Raw genomic sequence first — 19,652 nt, forward strand, 5'->3', positions numbered from 1 at the left:
GGTGCAAATTAAGCTATAATTAATGGCTTCTCAAACAAACGCCCACATCCGAACTGGCCAGGCCGGCGAAAATCGCGCGGCGGCTTATCTGCAGGAGCAGGGCTATACCATTTTGCGGCAAAACTACCGGCACAGGCGCGCTGAGGTGGATATTATTGCCCAGAAAGAGAACCTGCTGGTTTTTGTGGAAGTGAAAACCAGGGGTACCGATAGGTACGGATATCCGGAGGAGGCAGTTGATTTCCGGAAGGAGGCGCTGCTGCTAAACGCCGCGGACGCATATATAGAGGAGAGCGGCTGGCAGCATGAGGCCCGGTTCGACATTATCGCGGTTACCCTGACGGTGCCTGCCACGGTGCATCACATCGAAGACGCTTTTCACTAACGCTGGGCCTGCGAGCGCTTGTCCAGCTTGTCCTTCTCGTAAATCAGGGTGCCGTGCCGGTCATACTGTTTCACTAAAACGGGTTCCGCTGGGGCGTCATAGGCTGTTTTGGGGTACTGGTACTCATGGTGGCGGCGACCCCGGAAGTCGTAGTAGTTGACCCAAGTGCCTATTTTGCGGCCCTTGGCGTACTGCCCGGACCACTGTACCTGCCCGTTCTCATAAAAGCGGTAGTACGTGCCCTGCACCTCGCCGAACTCATACGGGATCACCTCCTTTATTTTTTTCGTGTCGCCGTAATAGGTCACCACCGCGTCGCGCACAAAGCCTTTCTCGTAGTGGTGCTTGTCCAGCAGCGTGCCTTCCTCGTCGGCTCTGTACTTTTCCCAGCGCAGGTGCTTGGTGCCCACGTAAAAGTAGCCTTCCTCCACGGTTTGCCCGTTTATCTTCTTTTCGTAGGGGCCGTGCAGCACTTTATACCTGTTCTGCTCTTTCACCTCGTCGCTGGTGGTGCGGTACAGCTTGCGCTTTTTGGTGTCGTAGAGGTATTTTATCGGGGCATAGGGGTTGGGGTCCTGGTAGGCTTCCAGGTAGCTGAAAGTCTCCAGCGTCTCCCGCGAGCCTTTGCCCGACTTGATGAAGCCGCGCTTCACTTTCTGGCCCAGGAAATATTTTTTGCTGTATTTTTTCTTCTTGCGCTTTTTGCCTTCCTGCAAGTCCTCTTTCTCCAGAGCCTTCCGCTCTTCCACCTCCACGTTGATCGTGTCGCCGGAGGCAAGCGCGTCGCCTTTCACGCCTTCTTTCAGCCGGGCCTGGCTCAGGAGGTAGTCGCTGTTCCACTTCGGCTGTCCGCACCCGGTCAGCAACAGCATGCCCATACCTGCCGCAAAAGAAAAAATCAGAAGAAAAGAATGACGCATTATGTAATTTCGAATAACTGAATTTTGAATGACTGAATAGCTTTTAGTTGAATTACAAATTTGATAAACAGCAAATCGCAGCGAGCAGACACATCACCATTTAGTAAGCGAGCCGTTTAGCTACTGGCGCAAAGACCAATAATTGACGACTAACTGCTAACAGCCAGCTACTAAACGCAAAGATGGATATAATTCATATAAGCACCAATACGCAAACTTTCCCTATAACTTTGCCTGTGGCAGCTTAGTTTCATCAGCTTACGGGCAAAAGCAAAAAAGGCAGCGCCCTGGGGGCACCGCCTTAAAACTGTAGGTATAATTAATGCTGTTCTATTCTTTCGTCATCAGCTCGAAGCTGCGCTTCACAAATGTGGTGAGCGCGGCACCGGAGAGCATGTTCTGCGATAGCAGCGCCAAGTCGAATGCCTGACGGGCCACGGCTGTTTTTGTCTCGCCCTCGGCGTGCAGCACGCGCTGGTTCAGCGGGTGGTTCGCGTTGATGGTCACGTTGTAAGTGTCCGGCATGTCGCCCATGAACATCATACCGCCACCGCCAGTCTTGCTCATGTCCTTCATGCGGCGCATAAACTCAGGCAGCGTGATCACCACCGGCGCGTCGTCCGGAGCCAGCGGAGCTACCTCCACCATCATGTGCTGGTTGTTGATCGCTTTCTCGTACACGCCCTTCAGCTCCTCTTTCTCTGTGTCGTTCAGCACGCTTTCCTTCGTCTCGTCGCGCTCAATCAGTTTGTCAACCGTCTCAGAGTCCACGCGCTTTAGGGTTACCTTCTCCAGCTTCTGCTCCAGCATACCGATAAAGTGGCTGTCGATCATCGAGTCGAGCTTCAGCACATCGTAGCTGCGGCTTTGGGCGGCCTCCACAAAAGCGTGCTGCTTGTCGGCGTCTGTGGTATACAGCATCACCAGCTGCTCGCTCTTGTTGGTCTGGTTGGCCTGCACCAGCGCCTTGTACTCCTCTATAGTATAATACTTGCCTTCAGTGCTCTGCAGCAGCACAAAATCTTTGGCTTTCTCATAGAACTTGTCGTCCGACAGCATGCCGTACTTCACAAACACGTTGATATCCTCCCAGCTCGCCTCAAACGCGTCACGGTCTTTCTTGAAGATCTCGTTCAGCTTGTCGGCCACCTTTTTAGTGATATAGGTGTTGATCTTCTTCACACTGGAGTCGGCCTGCAGAAACGAGCGGCTCACGTTCAGCGGAATGTCAGGCGAATCGATGATACCGTGCAGCAGCATCAGGAACTCCGGCACCACGTCCTTCACCTCGTCGGTGATGAACACCTGGCGCGAGTACAGCTGGATCTTGTTGCGCTGGATCTCAAAGTCGTTCTTGATCTTCGGGAAGTACAGGATACCCGTCAGGTTAAACGGATAGTCCACGTTCAGGTGAATCCAGAACAGCGGCGCCTCCGACATGGGGTATAGCTCCTTGTAGAAGTTCTTGTAGTCTTCGTCGGTCAGCTCAGACGGCTGCTTTGTCCAGATCGGGTTTGGGTTGTTGATCACCTCGCCCTCAAACTCTACCGGCACCGGCAGAAACTTGCAGTACTTGTTCAGGATAGTGCGGATGCGCTCCGTCTCCAGGAACTCGTCAGAGTCGGCGGCGATGTTCAGGATCACGTTCGTGCCCTGGTCCTCTTTGTGCGCAGGGATGATGGCGAACTCGGTGCTGCCGTCGCAAGACCAGTGCGCCGACTCCGTGCCCTCGCGGAAGGATTTTGTGATGATCTCCACGCGCTCGGCCACCATAAAGGCAGAGTAGAAGCCCAGACCGAACTGACCGATGATCTGGTCTTTGTCGCCGGAGTCTTTGAAACGCTCCACAAACTCAGTTGCGCCCGAGAAGGCGATCTGGTTGATGTATTTCTTAATTTCCTCGGCCGTCATACCGATACCGTTGTCGGAGATCGTGATCGTGCGGGCATCCTTGTCAACCGCTACCTTTACCTTCAGCTCGCCCAGCTCGCCTTTATACTCTCCGATGGCCGCCAGACGCTTCATTTTCTGCGTGGCGTCCACGGCGTTACTCACCAACTCACGCAGGAAAATCTCGTGGTCAGAGTATAAAAACTTCTTGATGATGGGGAAAATATTCTCGGTGTGAATCGAAATATTACCTCTTTCTTCCATGTTTATACTTTATATTTTGAATTTATAGATTTGTCAGACAGGTGTATCTGCCGGAGTGCTTTCAAATCCTGTTCCAGAGAAGCGGCGGCACCCCGTACTGTGACAGGTTGTCAGCAAATCGACACACAAGCCGGAGCAGTATACATGGATGGTCAGGGAATCGTGCGCGGGCAGAGGCGGCTGGCGCGGGGTATAAATGCAACTTCGTGGAATTTATCCTACCTTTACTTTGGTTCTTATAGCGTTCTAAAACAAGTGCCGCGCTTTTCCAGACATATCGCCCTGCTGCTGTTGCTGCTTTTCTGCAGGGCCATGGTGCCTGATGCCCTTTTGCTGGAGCTGCACCCGCATACCCATACCGTCCATACCGACCAGACCGACACGAAGAAGGCGCAGGTAGGCCTGAAGCACAGGCACTGCCAGGTGGAGGATGTGTTCGGGAAGCCTTTTCAGGGGAGCGCCACCGCCCCCCTGTTTATACCCCTCACCCATACCACGGCCTACATAACGCCATACCTCCGCAACCGGGATACTTCTCTTCCTCCTGTTCATTACCTGCGCGGTCCTCCGCTAGCCTAGCCATACCTGTCCTTGCCCCTACTCTCCGGGGCACCTCTTTGTCATCTATTCATCAGGTGATGCGCTGCCGCACCGTGTGTGGAGCAGCTCGCTATTTATCTAGTATCTAAAGCCAGCCTGCTGCTGTTCGGGCAGCCACGTTGGTTTAGCTAAAGCTATATCGTGTATATACCGAAAACACTATCGTATTTCCCCGCACTGCTCCTGCCCTTCCTGCTGCTGCTGAGTCAGCAGACCAAAGCACAGCTTCTGCCGCCTCCCGGCATTGATAGCGCCAGCCCAGGCCAGGAATGCGGACTCACACTGTCGGGCAAGGTGCTGGACCATGATTCCCGTGAAACGTTAGCGGGCGCGACAGTCTCTATCCCGGAGCTGCACCAGGGCGCTGTGGCCGATGCGTATGGCAACTACCTCCTGCAGCACCTTTGCCAGGGCACGTATACCCTGCAGGTGACCTATGTGGGCTACGAGCCGGAGAAATTCACGGTCAGGCTCTCTGGCTCCACGGTCAGGGACCTGCCCTTGCACACCTCCCCGCAGACTCTGGGCACGGTTGAGGTTTTGGGCAACCGCCTGCAGGAGCTGGCGCAGTCGTCGCGGGTGCTGGCAGGGCGGGAGTTGGAGGAAACGCGCGGCCTCTCGCTGGCGGAGTCGCTGAAAAGCATTCCGGGGGTATCCTCGCTCCAGACGGGCCCTACCATCTCCAAACCCGTGATACACGGCATGCACAGCAACCGCGTGCTGCTGCTCAACAACGGCGTGCGGCAAGAGGGGCAGCAGTGGGGCTCGGAGCACGCCCCGGAGATAGACCCGTTTGTGGCCACCGAGATGAAAGTGATCAAGGGCGCCGCTGGCGTGCGCTACGGGGCCGATGCCATTGGCGGCGTGGTGCTCGTGGAGCCGGGGGCGCTGCGGAAAACCCCGGGCATCGGCGGCGAGGTGAACCTGCTGGTCGGCACCAACAACCGGCAGCTGGCGGCCTCGGCCACGGTGGAGGGAAACTCCAGGGCCATACCCCCGCTGAGCTGGCGCCTGCAGGGCACGCTCAAAAAAGCGGGCAATGCCAAAGCCCCGGACTACTACCTCGACAACACCGGCTTTCAGGAGCAGAATTTCTCGGGGGCGCTGGGGTATAAAAAGGAGCGGTTTGGCGGCGAGCTGTTTTACAGCCAGTTCAACACCAAGCTGGGCATCTTCAGCCCCTCCCACATCGGCAACCTGACGGACCTGAACTATGCCCTTGAACGCGGCAGGCCCGCCGGGGCGGACACGGTGCGCTTCACTTATACCATCGGGAGGCCTTACCAGGATGTGCAGCACGATTTGCTGAAGGCGAAGGCCTACCTGAAAACCGGCGAGGCGGGCCGACTGGAGTTTACGTATGGCTGGCAGCGCAACCGCCGCCAGGAGTATGACCTGCACAACGTGTCTGCAGGCCGACCTGCCCTGTACCTCAACCTGAACACCCATACCACCGAGGCCGTGTGGGAGCATGCGCCGCTGGGCAACTTCAGCGGTTCCGTGGGCCTGAGCACCATCTACCAGAACAACACCTATAAGTACAGCGCCTTTTTGCCATACTATACCGGTATAACCGCCGGGGCCTTTGCCACCGAGAAGTGGCGTAAAGACAGGCTGCAGCTGGAGGCGGGCCTGCGCTACGACTACAAGCACCTGCAGGTAAAGCGCCTTGATGCAAACAACGCACTCCAAAAACCAACCTTTAACTTCAACAATGTGTCGGGTACGCTGGGAGCGCTGTATGATGTGGGCTATCACCTTACGTTCGGGCTGAGCGCCACCTCGGCCTGGCGCGCCCCAAGCGTGAACGAGCTCTTCAGCGAGGGGGTGCACCACAGCGCGGCCACGTACGAGGTGGGCGACGCGGGGCTGAGCTCGGAGCAGGCCTATAACTTTGAGACCTCCGTGAGTTACTTTGGCAACTCCCGCCTGAACGGACAGCTAAGCCTTTACTACAATGTGATCAACAACTATATCTACCTGTCGCCGCTGCCCGATCCGGTTTTAACGGTGCGCGGTGCTTTCCCTGCTTTCCAGTACCGGCAGACAGACGCGACGTTCAAAGGCATCGACCTGAGCTGGACGTATAACCTGCTGCCCAACCTGATCCTCGACTCGAAAACAGCCATCGTGCGCGCCCGGAACGTGTCCACAAATGACTACCTCATCAACATACCCCCTGACAGGCTGGACAACGCGTTGCGCTACGAGTTTAGGCAAGCCGACCATGCCGGGTTATTCTCAAATACTTATATTTCAGTGGGTGGCACGTATGTGGGGCAGCAGACGCGCGTGCCCACCAAAACAGACGAGGACTTTGCCCCGGCACCGGACGCATACTTTTTGCTGCACGCCGAGGCGGGCGCTACCGTGCGGCTGGGCAAACAGCCGGTGGAGTTTGGCATCACCGGCAGCAACCTGACCAACACGGTGTACCGCGACTACCTGAACCGCTTCCGCTACTTCTCTGACGAGGTGGGCAGGCTGCTCATGTTCCGCATAAAAGTGCCGCTGGATTTCAGCAAGTCGTAAATTGCATCGTTTTAAGCCAATCCCCGTACTGATGTACCACCTTTATACTTACATTTACATATGAAACACCTATTGAAACCCTATTTAGCCGCTTTTATGATGGGATCCCTGCTGTTTGCCAGCACCTCCTGCGGCAGCGATGACCCCAAACCAATTGTGGTGGAACAGGAACTGATCACGACAGTGAAGCTGAGCCTGGTACCGGAAGGAAAAGGCCAAAACGTGACCGCTACCTTTAGCGACCCGGATGGCGATGGAGGCAACGCCCCCACAATAGAGACGTTGGTGCTGGCCCCCAACACCACGTATAACATGACCGTAACGCTTTCGGATGACAGCAAATCACCTTCGAAGGACATCACGGCAGAAGTACGCACAGAAGGCGATGAGCACGAGCTTTTCTTCACCGCGACGGGTGGCTTGAACATTAGCTCCGTGCAGAAGACGGACTTGGACAAGAACAACCGCCCGGTAGGCCTGGAAGCCACCATCGTGACGGGTGCCACCAGCTCGGGCAAGCTGCGCGTTACCCTGAAGCACCAGCCGAACCTGAAAGGCAACACCAGCGACATCTCCAAAGGAGAAACCGATGTGGAGGCAGATTTCCCTGCCGTTATTCAGTAACACAGAAGCATCTTAAACAGAAAAGGAGACCCAGCTAAAACTGCGTCTCCTTTTTTTTGTGCCTATGTATAAAGAACTATACCCGCTCCTTCTGCGCCAGTTGCTCCACCGCTTTGCGGATGCGCCTGGTCCTTGTCTCCGGCCGCCTGGCTTCCAGCACGGCCACCACATACTCTTTCCGGTGCGTAAACGCGAGCTGGCTGAATGTTTCTGACAGGCCCGCCTCTTCCAGGGCTAGCTGCATATCGTCGGGTACCGTCACCGTCTTGGTTTTCAGGTCGATGCCGGGCATGTCTACGCCAAAGGTAGAAGTGGTTTTACGGGCAGCGCGATGGATAAACCGCAGCGCCGACCATACCTGATTTATCGCCACCTGCCTTACAGGCTCATACCCCAACGCCGCCATGGCACTCCACCCTTTGTCGCGGGTCAGGTCTGTTTCGATACCCGACGATTTTTTAGGGTAAGCCACCCACAGCATCCCCTCCGGTTTCAACAGCCCGATCACTTTAAGCGCATCCTGCTCCAGTTCCGCGCCGCTCATCACAAATAAGAGTGCTGCATCGAAAGCACCGGAGGTTGGTGTCTGGTCAGCCTGCGTCACGTTGCCTCCCATGCCCGTCAAAACTGCTGCAACTTCTTCAGGGACATTTACAAGCAATAGGGTATGGCTTGGCTTTAGCTGGAGTTTCTTGAGTAGTTCGGGCATGTGTTGGGTAGTGTAACGGTCTGGTACATGAGGTGCGCGAGGCGCAGCCGAAGCGTGGCTTATGTACTGGGTTACCAGTTGTTATTTTTCTCTTCAAGTAAGCCAAACATTATTCTTTCCATTTTTTCGAACCCTGGCTCTTCAACTTTACATGAAAGCAGATAGTTATAGAAAGCACCATAGTCTATAAACCTGATTGAGGTCGGTGTTATTACTTGAAAAGTAAAACTTCTGGGGTGAGTAAAACTGCAGGAAGATGACAAACTAATGGTTTGTACTCCTGTATTCAGAATATCATTCTTAACAATGCGTCTCTCAAACTCATCCCAGCCTTTTGATGGAATAAAATTTTCTCTTGACAGAAGTTTACCAGTTAGATAATTTAACTTATATATAGTTCCGGTCCATTCTCCCCGCTGCATTTGCATATCATAAACAGCTGTTGTATCAAAATCTTGATACGAGAATAATCTTATTACCAAATCAGTATCTGTATTAAGTGCACTATCAAGCTTTAATGCTTCATTTATTTTGTCTATATAGTTATGATTTAATTCATAGCTACTTTCAGATGTATCAAGTTTGATGTAATTGATGATGCCTAATCTTTCAGAAGTCAATTCCTTTGCTATCGATACAGCAGTTTTTTCTTCACCAGTTTGTCCTTTACAACCAATTAAACCCCAAAAGATGACTAAAATAACGATTTTTAGATATTTCATTTATAACTGGTAACGGCTTGGCTAAGGCACGCCTAAGTGTGCTTTATCTCTTGTTGGCAAGCGTTATTTTTGTCTATATACTTTCTTCAATCCAGCACTTATCCACCCATTCCAAGAAATTTTCCCACTTTTCATCAGTTAAACCATTGTGAGAACAGAATCGAACATTATACTCTGGAGGTGATGAGGTCAAATCAAAACAGTAGAAGTCGGAGTTATCTTCTAAAAAAGGAATCAGATGTTCTGATAGACCTGCTTCATGTGCTTCTCTGACAGCTTTAACGAGGTCAGTGTAGCTTCCATTTTCAAATAGCTGTAATGGTTCGATTGTTCCTAAGACTACATCGGAATACTCTAACTGGTATTTTACATATGATGGAGGAAACTTTAACTCTAATTTTCTTTCTGCATTTTCGATGTCTTTTCTTGTCGGTAGCTTAGGTGGTATAGGCACTTCTCCGCTAACTTCTCTCAACCTTTCTAATGTTTCCATTTATGAATTTTATGTATGCCAACGTCTTGTATAAAAAGTGAACGAGGCGTAGCCGAAGTATGGCTTTTATACCTTGTTGGCCAAAGTTTTATTCTTCCCAAAAGATTTTCTTCGTATTTAGTCCTTTTGGAGATATCTTTTTTATTGGAGTAAGGTCATACCAAGTTGTTCCTACTTTTGGTAAACCACTCGTAAAAGACCCGTCTGGATTTTTGTAGACGAAGTTCATACTTTTTGATAGTCGGGTTGATATTGTTATATGCTTTATTGAATCGGAATCTATCTTTATTGTCGTTGCGCCAAGCGGAAATATCAATATTTTTTGTTCTCCATTGCTTGAAACAGTTCTGATAATAATTGAATCATTTGTGGTTGCAACAGAGTCAAAGTCATAGATTGCCCTACTCCCTGAATTTGATTTGTAATATACCGTTTCAACTATAAAATCACCTACCTTTTCAAATTTAGTATCTATTGGGAGCGTGTCCTTTGGCTGTTCTAAGTCTGATTTAAAATTATATATCAACAAGGTGTCATCAGAAATCCATTCACTTATTGCACCGTCAATAGACACTCCTTCTCCTTCTTCAAATTCTTCGTTTACTTTGAAAACTTCTGTACCCAAAATATCTGGATCATATCTAGCGTAATCGTAGATAACATATTTACCGCTTGGTGTAATCTGCTTCCCGAATCTGTAGTACTCAACCTTCTCATTCTGTTCGCAAGAGCAAAAAAGTAAAGCGACTATAAAAAGGGAGAGTATCCTTAACATATTCTATTACAAATTATGGCCAACTTGTTGCTAAACGAAATAAACATACGGTTTTTTGTCGAAATCGACAGATAACCGTAACCGGACTAACGAATATACTATATCCTAATATAGCTACATATTCCCTCGATTCATATTGGCTGCGTTTTCTTTGCAATTTCCACAACATAAGCTATCGTGAAACATATAAACACAACTATATATACCAACTAAGAAAACTGCCTCCTACATATATAAAGACAGCGGCGGCCCCCTCCAGCGAGGTTAAAAAGCCATCGACAGTCCTACGCCGGTGCCTGTAGCGCCGAGGTAGATTGCAGGTTTTTCTTTTTTGTGGTTATAGCCGCTCAGTCCGGCGTTGTACACGTCAATGGCGTGTTCGGCTTGTTTGTTGGCCTTGTTCAGAAAAGGAAGGGAGGCACCCACCATACCGACCCCTATCCCAGCAAAAATACCATACACTTCCCAGTAGCGCCGCGAGCCGCCGGATTTGAAAACTTCGCCCAAAGGCACAATGGCCATCGCCACTCCCATGTATAAGATACTGTTGCCGACAGCAGCGTTCCGTTTCGCTGGCCTGATTAGTTGGTAGGCTTGCTCATTGTTTTCGAGAATGGTGGCAACCTCTTTGATGCCTATGTCCAACGCATCATACTTGAATTTATACCTCGGGAAGCCTTCTTCCATACCGATTTTCGTAACGCCCGCCTGCGCAGACAGCCTGGAAGTACTCAGCAAAACTGCCACAAGGGCAAGCAAAATGATTTTCATAGCGTAGCGGGTAAGGATAAACGGCTTCCGGAACAGCGCCTTCCGTTTGGCCACCTAATATAATGCAATTCCTTAAATATCACTATCTCATATAGCATGTTGTTTTGCAGCATAACCCCGGCTTTTTCCATCATTCTCCTGCTTGCTCCGCTTTGCAATTTTCGCTACAAAAGCTAACTTACAAGATATAAACGCGACTATATATGCCAGCCGAGAAAACTGTCTCCAACAAAAACATCCTTTTTAACGCCTCCGTGATTGTGGCCGCGCTGGGCTACTTTGTGGATATCTACGACCTGGTACTCTTCAGTATTGTGCGCATCCCCAGCCTCCGGGACCTTGGCATCACGAGCCAGGCGGCACTGCTGGAGGACGGCGTGATGCTACTCAACATGCAGATGCTGGGCATGCTGGTGGGCGGCGTGGCCTGGGGCATCCTCGGCGACAAGCGGGGCAGGTTGTCGGTGCTGTTCGGCTCTATCTTCCTGTACTCGGTGGCCAACATTCTCAACGGTTTTGTGACTACTATCCCGATGTATGCGTTTCTGCGTTTTGTGGCCGGCCTTGGGCTGGCAGGCGAGTTGGGCGCGGGCATTACGCTGGTAAGTGAGGTGCTGCCAAAGGAGAAACGGGGGTATGGCACCATGATCGTAGCCACTATCGGTATATCGGGCGCTATCCTGGCGGGTTTCGTGGGCGAGTCGTTTGGCTGGCGCACGGCCTACTTTATCGGCGGCGGACTCGGTTTTCTGCTGCTGTTCCTGCGCATCGGGGTATACGAGTCGGGGATGTTTGAGCATGTGAAGAGCACTGCGCATGTTACACGTGGAAATTTCCTGAGTCTGTTCTCGAACGGCAAGCGCTTCCGCAAATACCTCAAATGCATTTTGGTGGGCGTGCCGATCTGGTACGTGGTGGGCATCCTGATTACGTTTTCGCCGGAGTTTGGCGTGGAGTTAGGTATGGAAGAGACCGTTTCAGCGGCAAAGGCCGTGTCGTTCTGCTACCTTGGTCTGGTGGTGGGCGACTTCCTGAGCGGTTTCCTGAGCCAGCGCTTTAAGAGCCGCCGCATGATTGTGCTGGTCTTCCTGCTGCTCACGGGGGCTTTTGTGGCCTTCTACCTGCTCAGCCGAAATCTCTCCCTGGACTCGTTCTACATCCTATGCGTGGCGCTCGGGTTGGCCAGTGGGTATTGGGCCGTGTTCGTGACCATTGCGGCCGAGCAGTTTGGCACCAACATCCGGGCTACCGTAACCACCACGGTGCCCAATTTTGTGCGCGGCGCCGTGGTACCGCTCACGCTTACGTTTGAGGCCCTGAAAGACAGTTGGGGCATTGTCCCGACGGCTATGGCGCTGGGCGCACTTTGCCTTTCCATAGCCGTGGCCTCCATCCTGACGCTGGAGGAAACCTATTCTAAGGACCTTAACTTCCTGGAGCCGATATAACCAAAAAGTGCTCACTCACTTTTTTTTGTACTTATTTTTAAACTTTACTTCTGCTGTAAACCAATGCGTTAGCAAAGAGCCACAGCTTCAGTGCAATAACACCGGCAACTAATGTTTCGCACATCCAGTATAATTATATATAGACTTTACTGTATATAATATATAGAGCGTATGCGCAATCCCTCTGCCTCCGACCAAGCTGATTTAGCTTTATTAGCCGCTTTGTTCTTAATGATCGTCCTATTTACCTCTTACAGGGCAAACAACAACAGGCCTGAAGCAGAGCAGCAGCGCCTACCGGCAACAGCAGTCTCCGCCGCAGGCCTGGCTATCGTCGCCACACCGCCTACCGGGATTGTCGGTTTCTAAAGCTCCCGGCAACGCATCCACCCCAGTTTCATACACAGTTCCTTCGCACTTGCGGCAAGCAGTGCAACGCTTGCCCAATGCTGGTCAGCATCGGGCGATAAACTGGCGGGTAAATACTTCCTGTTTCAGCTTAAAAGCGTAATTTTGTATATGATCTTGTACAACGTAACCGTAAGTATCGATAATAACGTGGCCGATGAGTGGCTGGAGTGGATGAAAACCGTGCACATACCGGAGGTAATGGATACGGGTTATTTTCTTGGTAACCAGATTTGCCGTGTGGTGGAGGATGAGGAGACCGGCGGCAAGACCTATGCCGTGCAGTATACCTGCCGCAGCGTGGAGGATTTGCAGGAGTACCAGCGCGACCACTCCCCTGCCCTGCAACAAAAAGTAAACGACCGCTATGCAGGCTACTATGCCTCGTTCCGGACCATGCTGGAGGTAGTGGGCGTAAACGTGGAGCGCCCTGAAGCGCAATAAAAAGACATCATCTTTGTAGACAGGCTGGGCCGGACCATAGGTATGGATCCGGCCCAGCCTGTTTATACCCGGCAGACTACGCGTCGAACTGCTGAATCTGCTCCTCGTTCATGTTACAGTTAATCCATTCGCCGTCGAGGTTGGCGCCAATCTTTTTGTAGAAAGCAATGGCCGGCTCGTTCCATTCCAGCACCTGCCACTTAAACCGCTTGGCACCTAGTACCTTCGCCTCGTGCGCCACTGCCCTGAACAGCTTACGCCCGATGCCTGCGCGGCGCATCCGCTCCGTCACTACCAGGTCCTCCAAAAACAGCATTCTGCCCTTCCAGGTGGAGTAGGCAATGTAGTACAGGGCAATGCCCATAATCCCGTCTGCCGACTCCGCCACAAAGAACTTGAAAATCGGGTTCTCGCCGAAGCCATCGCGCTCCATGTCCTCCAGCGTGTTGGTCACCTCCTGTGGCGCACGCTCAAAGTCGGCCAGTTCCTGTATCAGGGCATATACCTGCGGCAAGTCGTCTATTATTCCTTTTCTGATTGCTACTTCCATATTGGTTGTTGATTGTTAATTGTTGGTTGTTGAATGGCTAATTCACTCTGTAACTTTCTAACTCCAAAACTCCCTAGCTCCCTACCTTTCTCCACTTCGTTTGGGCCTGTACCAGTTCTTTGCCGTTTTCCTGGCTGCTGAGTTTGTGCAAAAAGGTATCGGCTACTTCGGCGGGTGCCACGGCGGCATGCACGGTATCGCCCAAGGCGGTTTCGGCCCGGAAGATGATATCGATCTCACGCAGCTGCTTTTGCTGCAGCACTTCCAGCGGCATCGAATCGAGGACCCATTGCAGGTAGCGCGTGTTGGTGACGTGGCGGTTCAGGTCGATGTCATGCCAACGCACCGGAATCTGCTGCTCCTGCGTTGGTTCCTTTAGCTGCGGCAGCTTGCCTTTCGCGAAGGGCAGCGGCGGCTCGGTGGGCGCCACTTCTATACCGGTGATCAGCTCGGGCAACGACACCAGTTGGCGCTTCACCATGTCCATCACCAGCCATACGCTCGTCGCCTGCCCCAGCAGTTCCCGCTCCGCGCTGTATACCCTGAAGTCGCGGTGCATGAAGATGCGCTCGCGCCCGGAGGCCCACGTTTCCACGGTTAGCTCTTCGCTGTGCCGGGGGTAGCGGAACATTTCCACCCGCATCCGTTGCAGCACCCAGGTCATGTCCTGCTTCAGCAAATCATACATCGAAATGCCCAGCGTCACGGTATTGTCCCAGGCGGCCTCGTGCATATAACTGACCAGGGCTGGCAAGGTGGCCTGCCCCCGGTAGTCTATCTCATGCGAGCGAACGGTGAACTCGCTTGCGCCTCCAACTGCTTTCATCTTCTCAGGTTTGTGCTCCGCTAAGGTACGGAAGAATCGGCGGCGCAACCAACTTGGCCCATAAAACACGCCTCCGCTCGCCTCTGGCCGCCGAGATGACATGTCATTCAATTATTGAATAGCTGCAGCATATTTGAAGATACTTATGTGCTAAAACCTACCTCTCCCAAGAGAGGAATTTCTGTCTGATTTATAACAGAAGCCTGCAGATAGCGCACATTCGCCGGAGGCGAACGGGAGCAGGAGATAGCCTTCGCTGCCTTCGCTCGCGTCCCGCAAGTGTAAGCTATCTGCAGGCCTCTGGCCAAGCCAGGATTTTTAGCGTAATCCCATTTTATACAATAGACTTATGAGCGAATATAGGAGAACATCGCCAGATGAAGTATACTTTGTAACACTAACCATAGTCGGCTGGGTTGATGTTTTTAGCAGAAAGGAATATAAAGACATTTTAGTCGAGAATCTGAAGTTATGCCAACAAAAGCAAGGGCTGGAAATCTTCGCTTATGTCATCATGACAAATCACTTGCATATGATTGCCCGCAGGCAAAATGCAGACCTCGTAGAGTTACTTGGAAGATTCAAAAGTTACACTGCCAAAAAGATCATAGAAGCGATAGAGAAAAACCCTCAGGAGAGCAGAAAAGAATGGCTGCTTTACCTGTTCAAGCATTTTGCAAAAACAAACACCCAACACAGCAATTATCATTTCTGGAACTACAAGAACCACCCAACTTTGCTGCACACAAACGCGGTTCTTGAGCAGAAAGTGGACTATATTCATCAAAATCCTGTGCGGGCTGGGCTGGTAGCTGAGCCTACGCATTATGTATACAGTAGCGCCTGTACGGATAGCCCAATCACGGTTTCTGAGATGTGATGTTGCTTTTGTTTAAGCGGCCAGAGGCCTTAAGATAACGCACACTCGCCAGAGGCGAGCGAGAGCAGGAGAAAGCAAAGCAAGTCGCCTTCGCTCGCGTCCCGCGAGTGTAAGCTATACCTAGGCCTCTGGCCGCTGAGAATAAAAAAAAGCCGCGCTACCTAAACTGGCAGCGCGGCTTTTAAAATCGGTCTGCTTTTACAGATTACTGATTCTGATACGGGTTAACACCCATGTTCTCATATATAAACGAATACGTGTCGGCATACTCCTGTATGACCAGGGAAGTCGGCTTGCCGGCACCGTGGCCTGCCCGCACGTCCACCCGAATCAGGTACGGGTTGCCCGGAGCGCCTTTGGCCTGCAGCTCTGAGATGAACTTGAACGAGTGCGCCGGCACCACACGGTCGTCGTGGTCAGCGGTTTTCACCAGCGTGGCAGGGTATTTTACGCCCTCTTTGATGTTGTGCAGCGGCGAGAAAGTATGCAGGTTCTTGAACTGCGCTTCGTCGTCAGACGAGCCATACTCGGGCACCCACGCCCAGCCGATGGTGAACTTATGGAAGCGCAGCATGTCCATCACGCCCACGGCAGGTATGGCCACTTTGGCCAGCTCCGGGCGCTGCGTCATGAAGGCGCCCACCAGCAAACCGCCGTTAGAGCCACCGGCCACCGCCAGCTTCTCGGAAGAGGTATAGCCTTCGCTAATCAGGTACTCGGCCGCCGTGATGAAATCGTCGAACACGTTCTGCTTGTTCGGCGTCATACCGGCTTTGTGCCAGTCGTCTCCGTACTCGCCGCCGCCGCGCAGGTTGGGCAGGGCATACACACCGCCGTTCTCCAGCCACAGCATGTTGGCAATGCTGAAGCTCGGTGTCAGGGAGATGTTGAAGCCGCCGTAGGCATACAGGTAGGTCGGGTTCTGCCCGTTCAGCTCCAGCCCTTTTTTGTGCACAATGAACATCGGCACCTTGGTCCCGTCCTTGGAGGTATAAAACACCTGCTTTGTCTCGTAGGCATCGGTGTTCACGTTCACTTCGGATTTGCGGAAGAGCGTGACCCTGTTGGCGGGCACATCGTAGCGGTAGATGGTTGGCGGGTATGTGAAGGAAGTAAAGGTAAAGAACACCTCGGTATCCTCTTTCTCGCCGTTGAAGCCACCCACGGTGCCGAGGCCCGGCAGTTCCACGTCGTTCATTTTTTTGCCTTTGTCGTCGAACACCACTACCTGGCTTGTCGCGTCTTTCATGTAGCTGACAATAATGCGGCCACCCACCGTCGACACGCCCGTGATCACGTTCTCATTCTCCGGCACCACGGTTTTCCAGTTCTGCTCCTGCGGCTTTTTCGGGTCGATGAGCACGAGGCGGTAGCGCGGCGCGTTTTTGTTGGTCATCACGAGCAGCTTGTCGCCCATGTTATCCACCACGTTATACTCTGACTCAAAGTTCTCCACAATCGGCTTGATCGTGCCTTTCGGATCTTTCAGGTCTTTATAGTACAGCGCGTTAGCCCCGCTGGCTCCCTCCGACACGTTCAGGATCAGGAAGCGCTCGTCGTCGGTGGTCTGGCCGTAGAAGTTGCGCAGCGCGTGCTGCTTGTCCTCATACACCAGCTTGTCCTGGCTTTGCGGCGTGCCTACTTTGTGGTAGTATACCTTATGGAACTCGTTCTTGCTGGCCAGCATGTTGCCTTCGGTAGGGGCATCGTAGCGACTGTAAAAGAAACCGTCTTTATACCAGCTCGGACCCGAGAACTTTACCCATTCCACTTCATCATTCAGCTTTTTGCCCGTGGCCGCCTCCATCACGTGGTAGGTGTTCCAGTCGGAGCCGCCACTGGCGGTGCCGTAGGCCACGTAGCGCCCATCCTCCGAAAACGCAAAAGCGGTGAGCGCCACCGTCCCGTCATCCGACAGCTTGTTCGGGTCGAAGAACACCTTCGGTTCCGCGTCCAGCGTTTCCTGCACATACAGCACGCTCTGGTTCTGCAGGCCGTCGTTTTTGTAGAAATAGTAGTTGCCGTTCTCCTTAAAAGGCGCGCCGTATTTCGGGTAATTCCATATCTCGGTCAGGCGCTCTTTTATCTTGTCCCGGAAGCTGATGTTCTTCAGGTAGGCCTGCGTGACTTCGTTCTCCTGCTCAATCCAGGCGTCCACGCTTTCGTCGTGCGTCTCGAGCCAGCGGTAGGGGTCTGCCACCGAAGTTCCGAAGTAATCATCGGTATGGTCTGCTTTCCTGGTGTCGGGGTAAGCTAAAGCTGTCCCGGCCGAAGCAGTGGCGGCGGCTGGGGTAGTGTTTTCTGTGGTCATGCCAGGGGCTTTTGTATCGTTTTGGGTTGATTTGCAGGCCGACAATGCCGTGAAGCCACCGGCCAGCAACAGTACAGTTGTTTTCTTCATAAGGACTACGCCCGTTAAATTGTTTCAGGTATGGTATGCGCGATGAGACGAATATACTCATTTTAGCATTACCTGTCGCGCTGCCCCACGCTGGCTTACCAGCCATCCGCCTGCAGGTCAAGGAATTAAAGTTTCAGAATTTCTTTTTCATCCCCATACACAACCGACGCTTTTCGTGTTTACTTTTGCCAGCTTGCCTTTGTGGTTGTCTCCGCAAACGGCACCCTACCCGGCAAGCGCTTAATTAAAGGAAACCGCACGATGATGGAAGAATTGGAGGACGAGCGGCTGCTTGTGAAATTTGAGCAGATAGCCGACCGGCTGTCGGAGAAGGGCTATGCCGTGGTGGATAATTTTCTGGAGCCACAGGAGGTGCACGACCTGCTGGACGTGCTGACGCATCACCGCGACCAGGGCACCTTTAAGAAAGCGGGCATCGGTGCCTCTGACCAGTTCCAGGTAGACAAGTCGGTCCGCGGCGACTATATCCGCTGGATTGAGCCGCAAAACGCGCTGCCGCCCACGCAGGTGTTCCTCGACCGCATGAACGAGATGATGCGCTACATCAACCGCACCTGCTTCCTGGGCCTGAAGGACTATGAGTTTCACTTCACCGAATACCCGGTGGGCACGGTATACAAGCGCCACATCGACCAGTTTAAAACCAACGACCACCGCAAACTGTCGTTTATCTGCTACCTGAACGAGGGCTGGCTGCCTGAGCACGGCGGCAACCTGCGTTTATACCTGCCGCAGGAAGATGGCGGAGAAGAAACGGTAGACATCCTGCCCATAGCAGGCCGCCTCGCCTGCTTCCGCGCCGACATGATTCCGCACGAGGTGCTGGTGGCCACCCGCCCCCGCTACAGCCTCACCGGCTGGATGCTGGACCAACTGAGCGAACTGACTTTTTTATAAGCGGCTTTCTTTTAGAATGCCAAAGCTCCTTTGCCACCTTTTAAGTAGGTATGGCAGAGGAGCTTTTTATGTGTGGATGTTGGTGATTGCGCTGCTATTAAAATGAGACTAATATTGTTAGGGTATTCACAAGTAAATAAATTGGATTTACTATATTGCTAAAGGATAGTATCCAGCAGAAGGAGGAGCAGAATATTCATCCCTATACCCTATATACATAGTGCCCAGAACCGTATGTTTACGCTTTCCTGGGAGTTATCTCAAATTATGAATTATAGAAAGTGACCAAATTTCACCTAACAATTTTCCGGCAGTCAAGAGTTTTATTAATGTTGCTTTTATTTCCATTTGTGTTAGTTGGAGCAACCTTGATTGGGGCAAAAATCAAAAGTATACCTGTTATATTACTGCTGATAGCTTTGTTTCTGCTGATTGCCTTCTATTATACAGTGGGTTATTTGACCGTTATCAGGTTTAAAGAGCACTTAGAGTTCACATGGAAAAAGAAACTTCTTTTCAATTAAATGATATTACGATAAATTTCTATGCGTTTCTCTCAGGTTGTGCATTCCACAAGCAATGAGCATGACCGCATCCCTGACCGGGTCTTTGTGGAGCCTTATTTTCTCTTTCACAGTTCTTAGCCTCTTGACTGATGCTATCACATGTTCGACCTGCACTCTCAGGCTTGCCAGCATCTGATTGTAGTGCTTTTCATACTCGGAGAGCTCTCCCTTAGGAGGTTTTTTGAAAGGCAGGCAGGTCAGCGCCCCTTCCGGCTCATAGCCCAGAAAGCCCAGGTCCAGCAGCAGCCCCTGCCCAGGCACAAACTCCAGCTCCATCTCATCGGCCAGGGCCTTGTCATGCATGCTGCCCACCACGGTGGGGCTCAGGTAGAGCACCCGCCCCCGCTGATCGGCCAGCAGCAGGTTTTTGTTGGTGTGGCAGCCCTTCTTGCCGCTGTACTCGTGCCTTTGCCGCTCTGCCTCCACTGAGCGGGGCACGGGTCTCTCGGTGGCGTCCAGAAGCAGCACCTGCCCCGAGAGCAGGCACAGGGACTGGTAGAGGGGGCCGGGTGCGCGGGCGGGCATC

General features: G+C 52.3%; 20 protein-coding genes. 9 read left to right on the plus strand and 11 right to left on the minus strand.

What is annotated here, in order from left to right:
- Positions 1-22: 22 nt before the first annotated feature.
- A complete protein-coding gene (locus tag MKJ04_RS14995) occupies positions 23-385 on the plus strand; it encodes a YraN family protein (protein ID WP_241642462.1) in 363 nt (120 codons plus the stop codon).
- Here MKJ04_RS14995 and MKJ04_RS15000 read toward each other — a convergent pair.
- Positions 382-1,305 (minus strand): toxin-antitoxin system YwqK family antitoxin, encoded by a 924-nt coding sequence (locus tag MKJ04_RS15000; protein WP_241642463.1) that lies wholly within the window; start codon positions 1,303-1,305, stop codon positions 382-384. The genes MKJ04_RS14995 and MKJ04_RS15000 overlap by 4 nt on opposite strands.
- Before the next feature lie 330 nt (positions 1,306-1,635).
- Positions 1,636-3,459, minus strand: coding sequence for a molecular chaperone HtpG (htpG, locus tag MKJ04_RS15005; RefSeq protein WP_241642464.1), 1,824 nt, complete (start codon positions 3,457-3,459; stop codon positions 1,636-1,638).
- A gap of 144 nt (positions 3,460-3,603) precedes the next feature.
- Here htpG and MKJ04_RS15010 point away from each other — a divergent pair, with 144 nt between their 5' ends.
- The 3 genes from MKJ04_RS15010 (at position 3,604) to MKJ04_RS15020 (ending at position 7,215) form a co-directional block, all read left to right on the plus strand.
- Positions 3,604-4,038: a hypothetical protein gene (locus tag MKJ04_RS15010; RefSeq protein WP_241642465.1), complete on the plus strand. Its 435-nt coding sequence runs from the start codon at positions 3,604-3,606 to the stop codon at positions 4,036-4,038.
- Between the two features lie 162 nt (positions 4,039-4,200).
- Positions 4,201-6,591 (plus strand): TonB-dependent receptor, encoded by a 2,391-nt coding sequence (locus MKJ04_RS15015; RefSeq protein WP_241642466.1) that lies wholly within the window; start codon positions 4,201-4,203, stop codon positions 6,589-6,591.
- Between the two features lie 60 nt (positions 6,592-6,651).
- Entirely contained in the window at positions 6,652-7,215 is a 564-nt protein-coding gene (locus MKJ04_RS15020; protein WP_241642467.1) for a hypothetical protein, read from the plus strand.
- A 76-nt stretch (positions 7,216-7,291) separates the two neighbouring features.
- Here MKJ04_RS15020 and MKJ04_RS15025 read toward each other — a convergent pair whose 3' ends face one another.
- From MKJ04_RS15025 to MKJ04_RS15045, 5 genes are all read right to left on the minus strand, one after another.
- Entirely contained in the window at positions 7,292-7,924 is a 633-nt protein-coding gene (locus tag MKJ04_RS15025; protein WP_241642468.1) for a YdeI/OmpD-associated family protein, read from the minus strand.
- Positions 7,925-7,995: 71 nt separating this feature from the next.
- Complete coding sequence (locus tag MKJ04_RS15030) at positions 7,996-8,646, minus strand: hypothetical protein (protein ID WP_241642469.1); 651 nt, start codon at positions 8,644-8,646, stop codon at positions 7,996-7,998.
- A 73-nt stretch (positions 8,647-8,719) separates the two neighbouring features.
- Positions 8,720-9,139, minus strand: coding sequence for an SMI1/KNR4 family protein (locus MKJ04_RS15035; RefSeq protein WP_241642470.1), 420 nt, complete (start codon positions 9,137-9,139; stop codon positions 8,720-8,722).
- Between the two features lie 88 nt (positions 9,140-9,227).
- On the minus strand, positions 9,228-9,914 hold the full coding sequence (locus tag MKJ04_RS15040) for a hypothetical protein (protein ID WP_241642471.1): 687 nt from the start codon (positions 9,912-9,914) through the stop codon (positions 9,228-9,230).
- A 264-nt stretch (positions 9,915-10,178) separates the two neighbouring features.
- Positions 10,179-10,685 carry a hypothetical protein gene (locus MKJ04_RS15045; RefSeq protein WP_241642472.1) on the minus strand — a complete coding sequence of 169 codons (507 nt, stop codon included), beginning with the start codon at positions 10,683-10,685 and terminating at the stop codon, positions 10,179-10,181.
- Positions 10,686-10,888: 203 nt separating this feature from the next.
- On the opposite strand from MKJ04_RS15045, the gene MKJ04_RS15050 reads away from it, so the two are divergent.
- From MKJ04_RS15050 to MKJ04_RS15060, 3 genes are all read left to right on the plus strand, one after another.
- The gene (locus tag MKJ04_RS15050; RefSeq protein WP_241642473.1) at positions 10,889-12,133 is read left to right on the plus strand and encodes an MFS transporter; all 1,245 of its coding nucleotides are present in this window, start codon (positions 10,889-10,891) and stop codon (positions 12,131-12,133) included.
- Positions 12,134-12,304: 171 nt separating this feature from the next.
- The gene (locus MKJ04_RS15055) at positions 12,305-12,502 is read left to right on the plus strand and encodes a hypothetical protein (RefSeq protein WP_241642474.1); all 198 of its coding nucleotides are present in this window, start codon (positions 12,305-12,307) and stop codon (positions 12,500-12,502) included.
- Positions 12,503-12,652: 150 nt separating this feature from the next.
- Positions 12,653-12,985 carry a DUF4286 family protein gene (locus tag MKJ04_RS15060; protein WP_241642475.1) on the plus strand — a complete coding sequence of 111 codons (333 nt, stop codon included), beginning with the start codon at positions 12,653-12,655 and terminating at the stop codon, positions 12,983-12,985.
- A 76-nt stretch (positions 12,986-13,061) separates the two neighbouring features.
- Here MKJ04_RS15060 and MKJ04_RS15065 read toward each other — a convergent pair whose 3' ends face one another.
- Positions 13,062-13,535 carry a GNAT family N-acetyltransferase gene (locus MKJ04_RS15065; RefSeq protein WP_241642476.1) on the minus strand — a complete coding sequence of 158 codons (474 nt, stop codon included), beginning with the start codon at positions 13,533-13,535 and terminating at the stop codon, positions 13,062-13,064.
- A 73-nt stretch (positions 13,536-13,608) separates the two neighbouring features.
- Entirely contained in the window at positions 13,609-14,361 is a 753-nt protein-coding gene (locus MKJ04_RS15070) for an acyl-[acyl-carrier-protein] thioesterase (RefSeq protein WP_241642477.1), read from the minus strand.
- 349 nt (positions 14,362-14,710) lie between these two features.
- Between MKJ04_RS15070 and MKJ04_RS15075 the strand changes: the two genes are divergently transcribed.
- Entirely contained in the window at positions 14,711-15,241 is a 531-nt protein-coding gene (locus tag MKJ04_RS15075; protein WP_241642478.1) for an REP-associated tyrosine transposase, read from the plus strand.
- A gap of 205 nt (positions 15,242-15,446) precedes the next feature.
- Here the strand turns inward: MKJ04_RS15075 and MKJ04_RS15080 are convergent, their stop codons facing one another.
- A complete protein-coding gene (locus MKJ04_RS15080) occupies positions 15,447-17,642 on the minus strand; it encodes a prolyl oligopeptidase family serine peptidase (protein WP_241642479.1) in 2,196 nt (731 codons plus the stop codon).
- Between the two features lie 261 nt (positions 17,643-17,903).
- On the opposite strand from MKJ04_RS15080, the gene MKJ04_RS15085 reads away from it, so the two are divergent.
- Positions 17,904-18,560: a 2OG-Fe(II) oxygenase gene (locus MKJ04_RS15085; protein ID WP_241642480.1), complete on the plus strand. Its 657-nt coding sequence runs from the start codon at positions 17,904-17,906 to the stop codon at positions 18,558-18,560.
- A 530-nt stretch (positions 18,561-19,090) separates the two neighbouring features.
- Here the strand turns inward: MKJ04_RS15085 and MKJ04_RS15090 are convergent.
- Positions 19,091-19,652 (minus strand): transposase family protein (locus tag MKJ04_RS15090; RefSeq protein WP_241642481.1); only part of this gene is annotated, 562 nt, incomplete at its 5' end.

This window comes from Pontibacter sp. E15-1, from assembly GCF_022601975.1.
Lineage (GTDB): Bacteria > Bacteroidota > Bacteroidia > Cytophagales > Hymenobacteraceae > Pontibacter.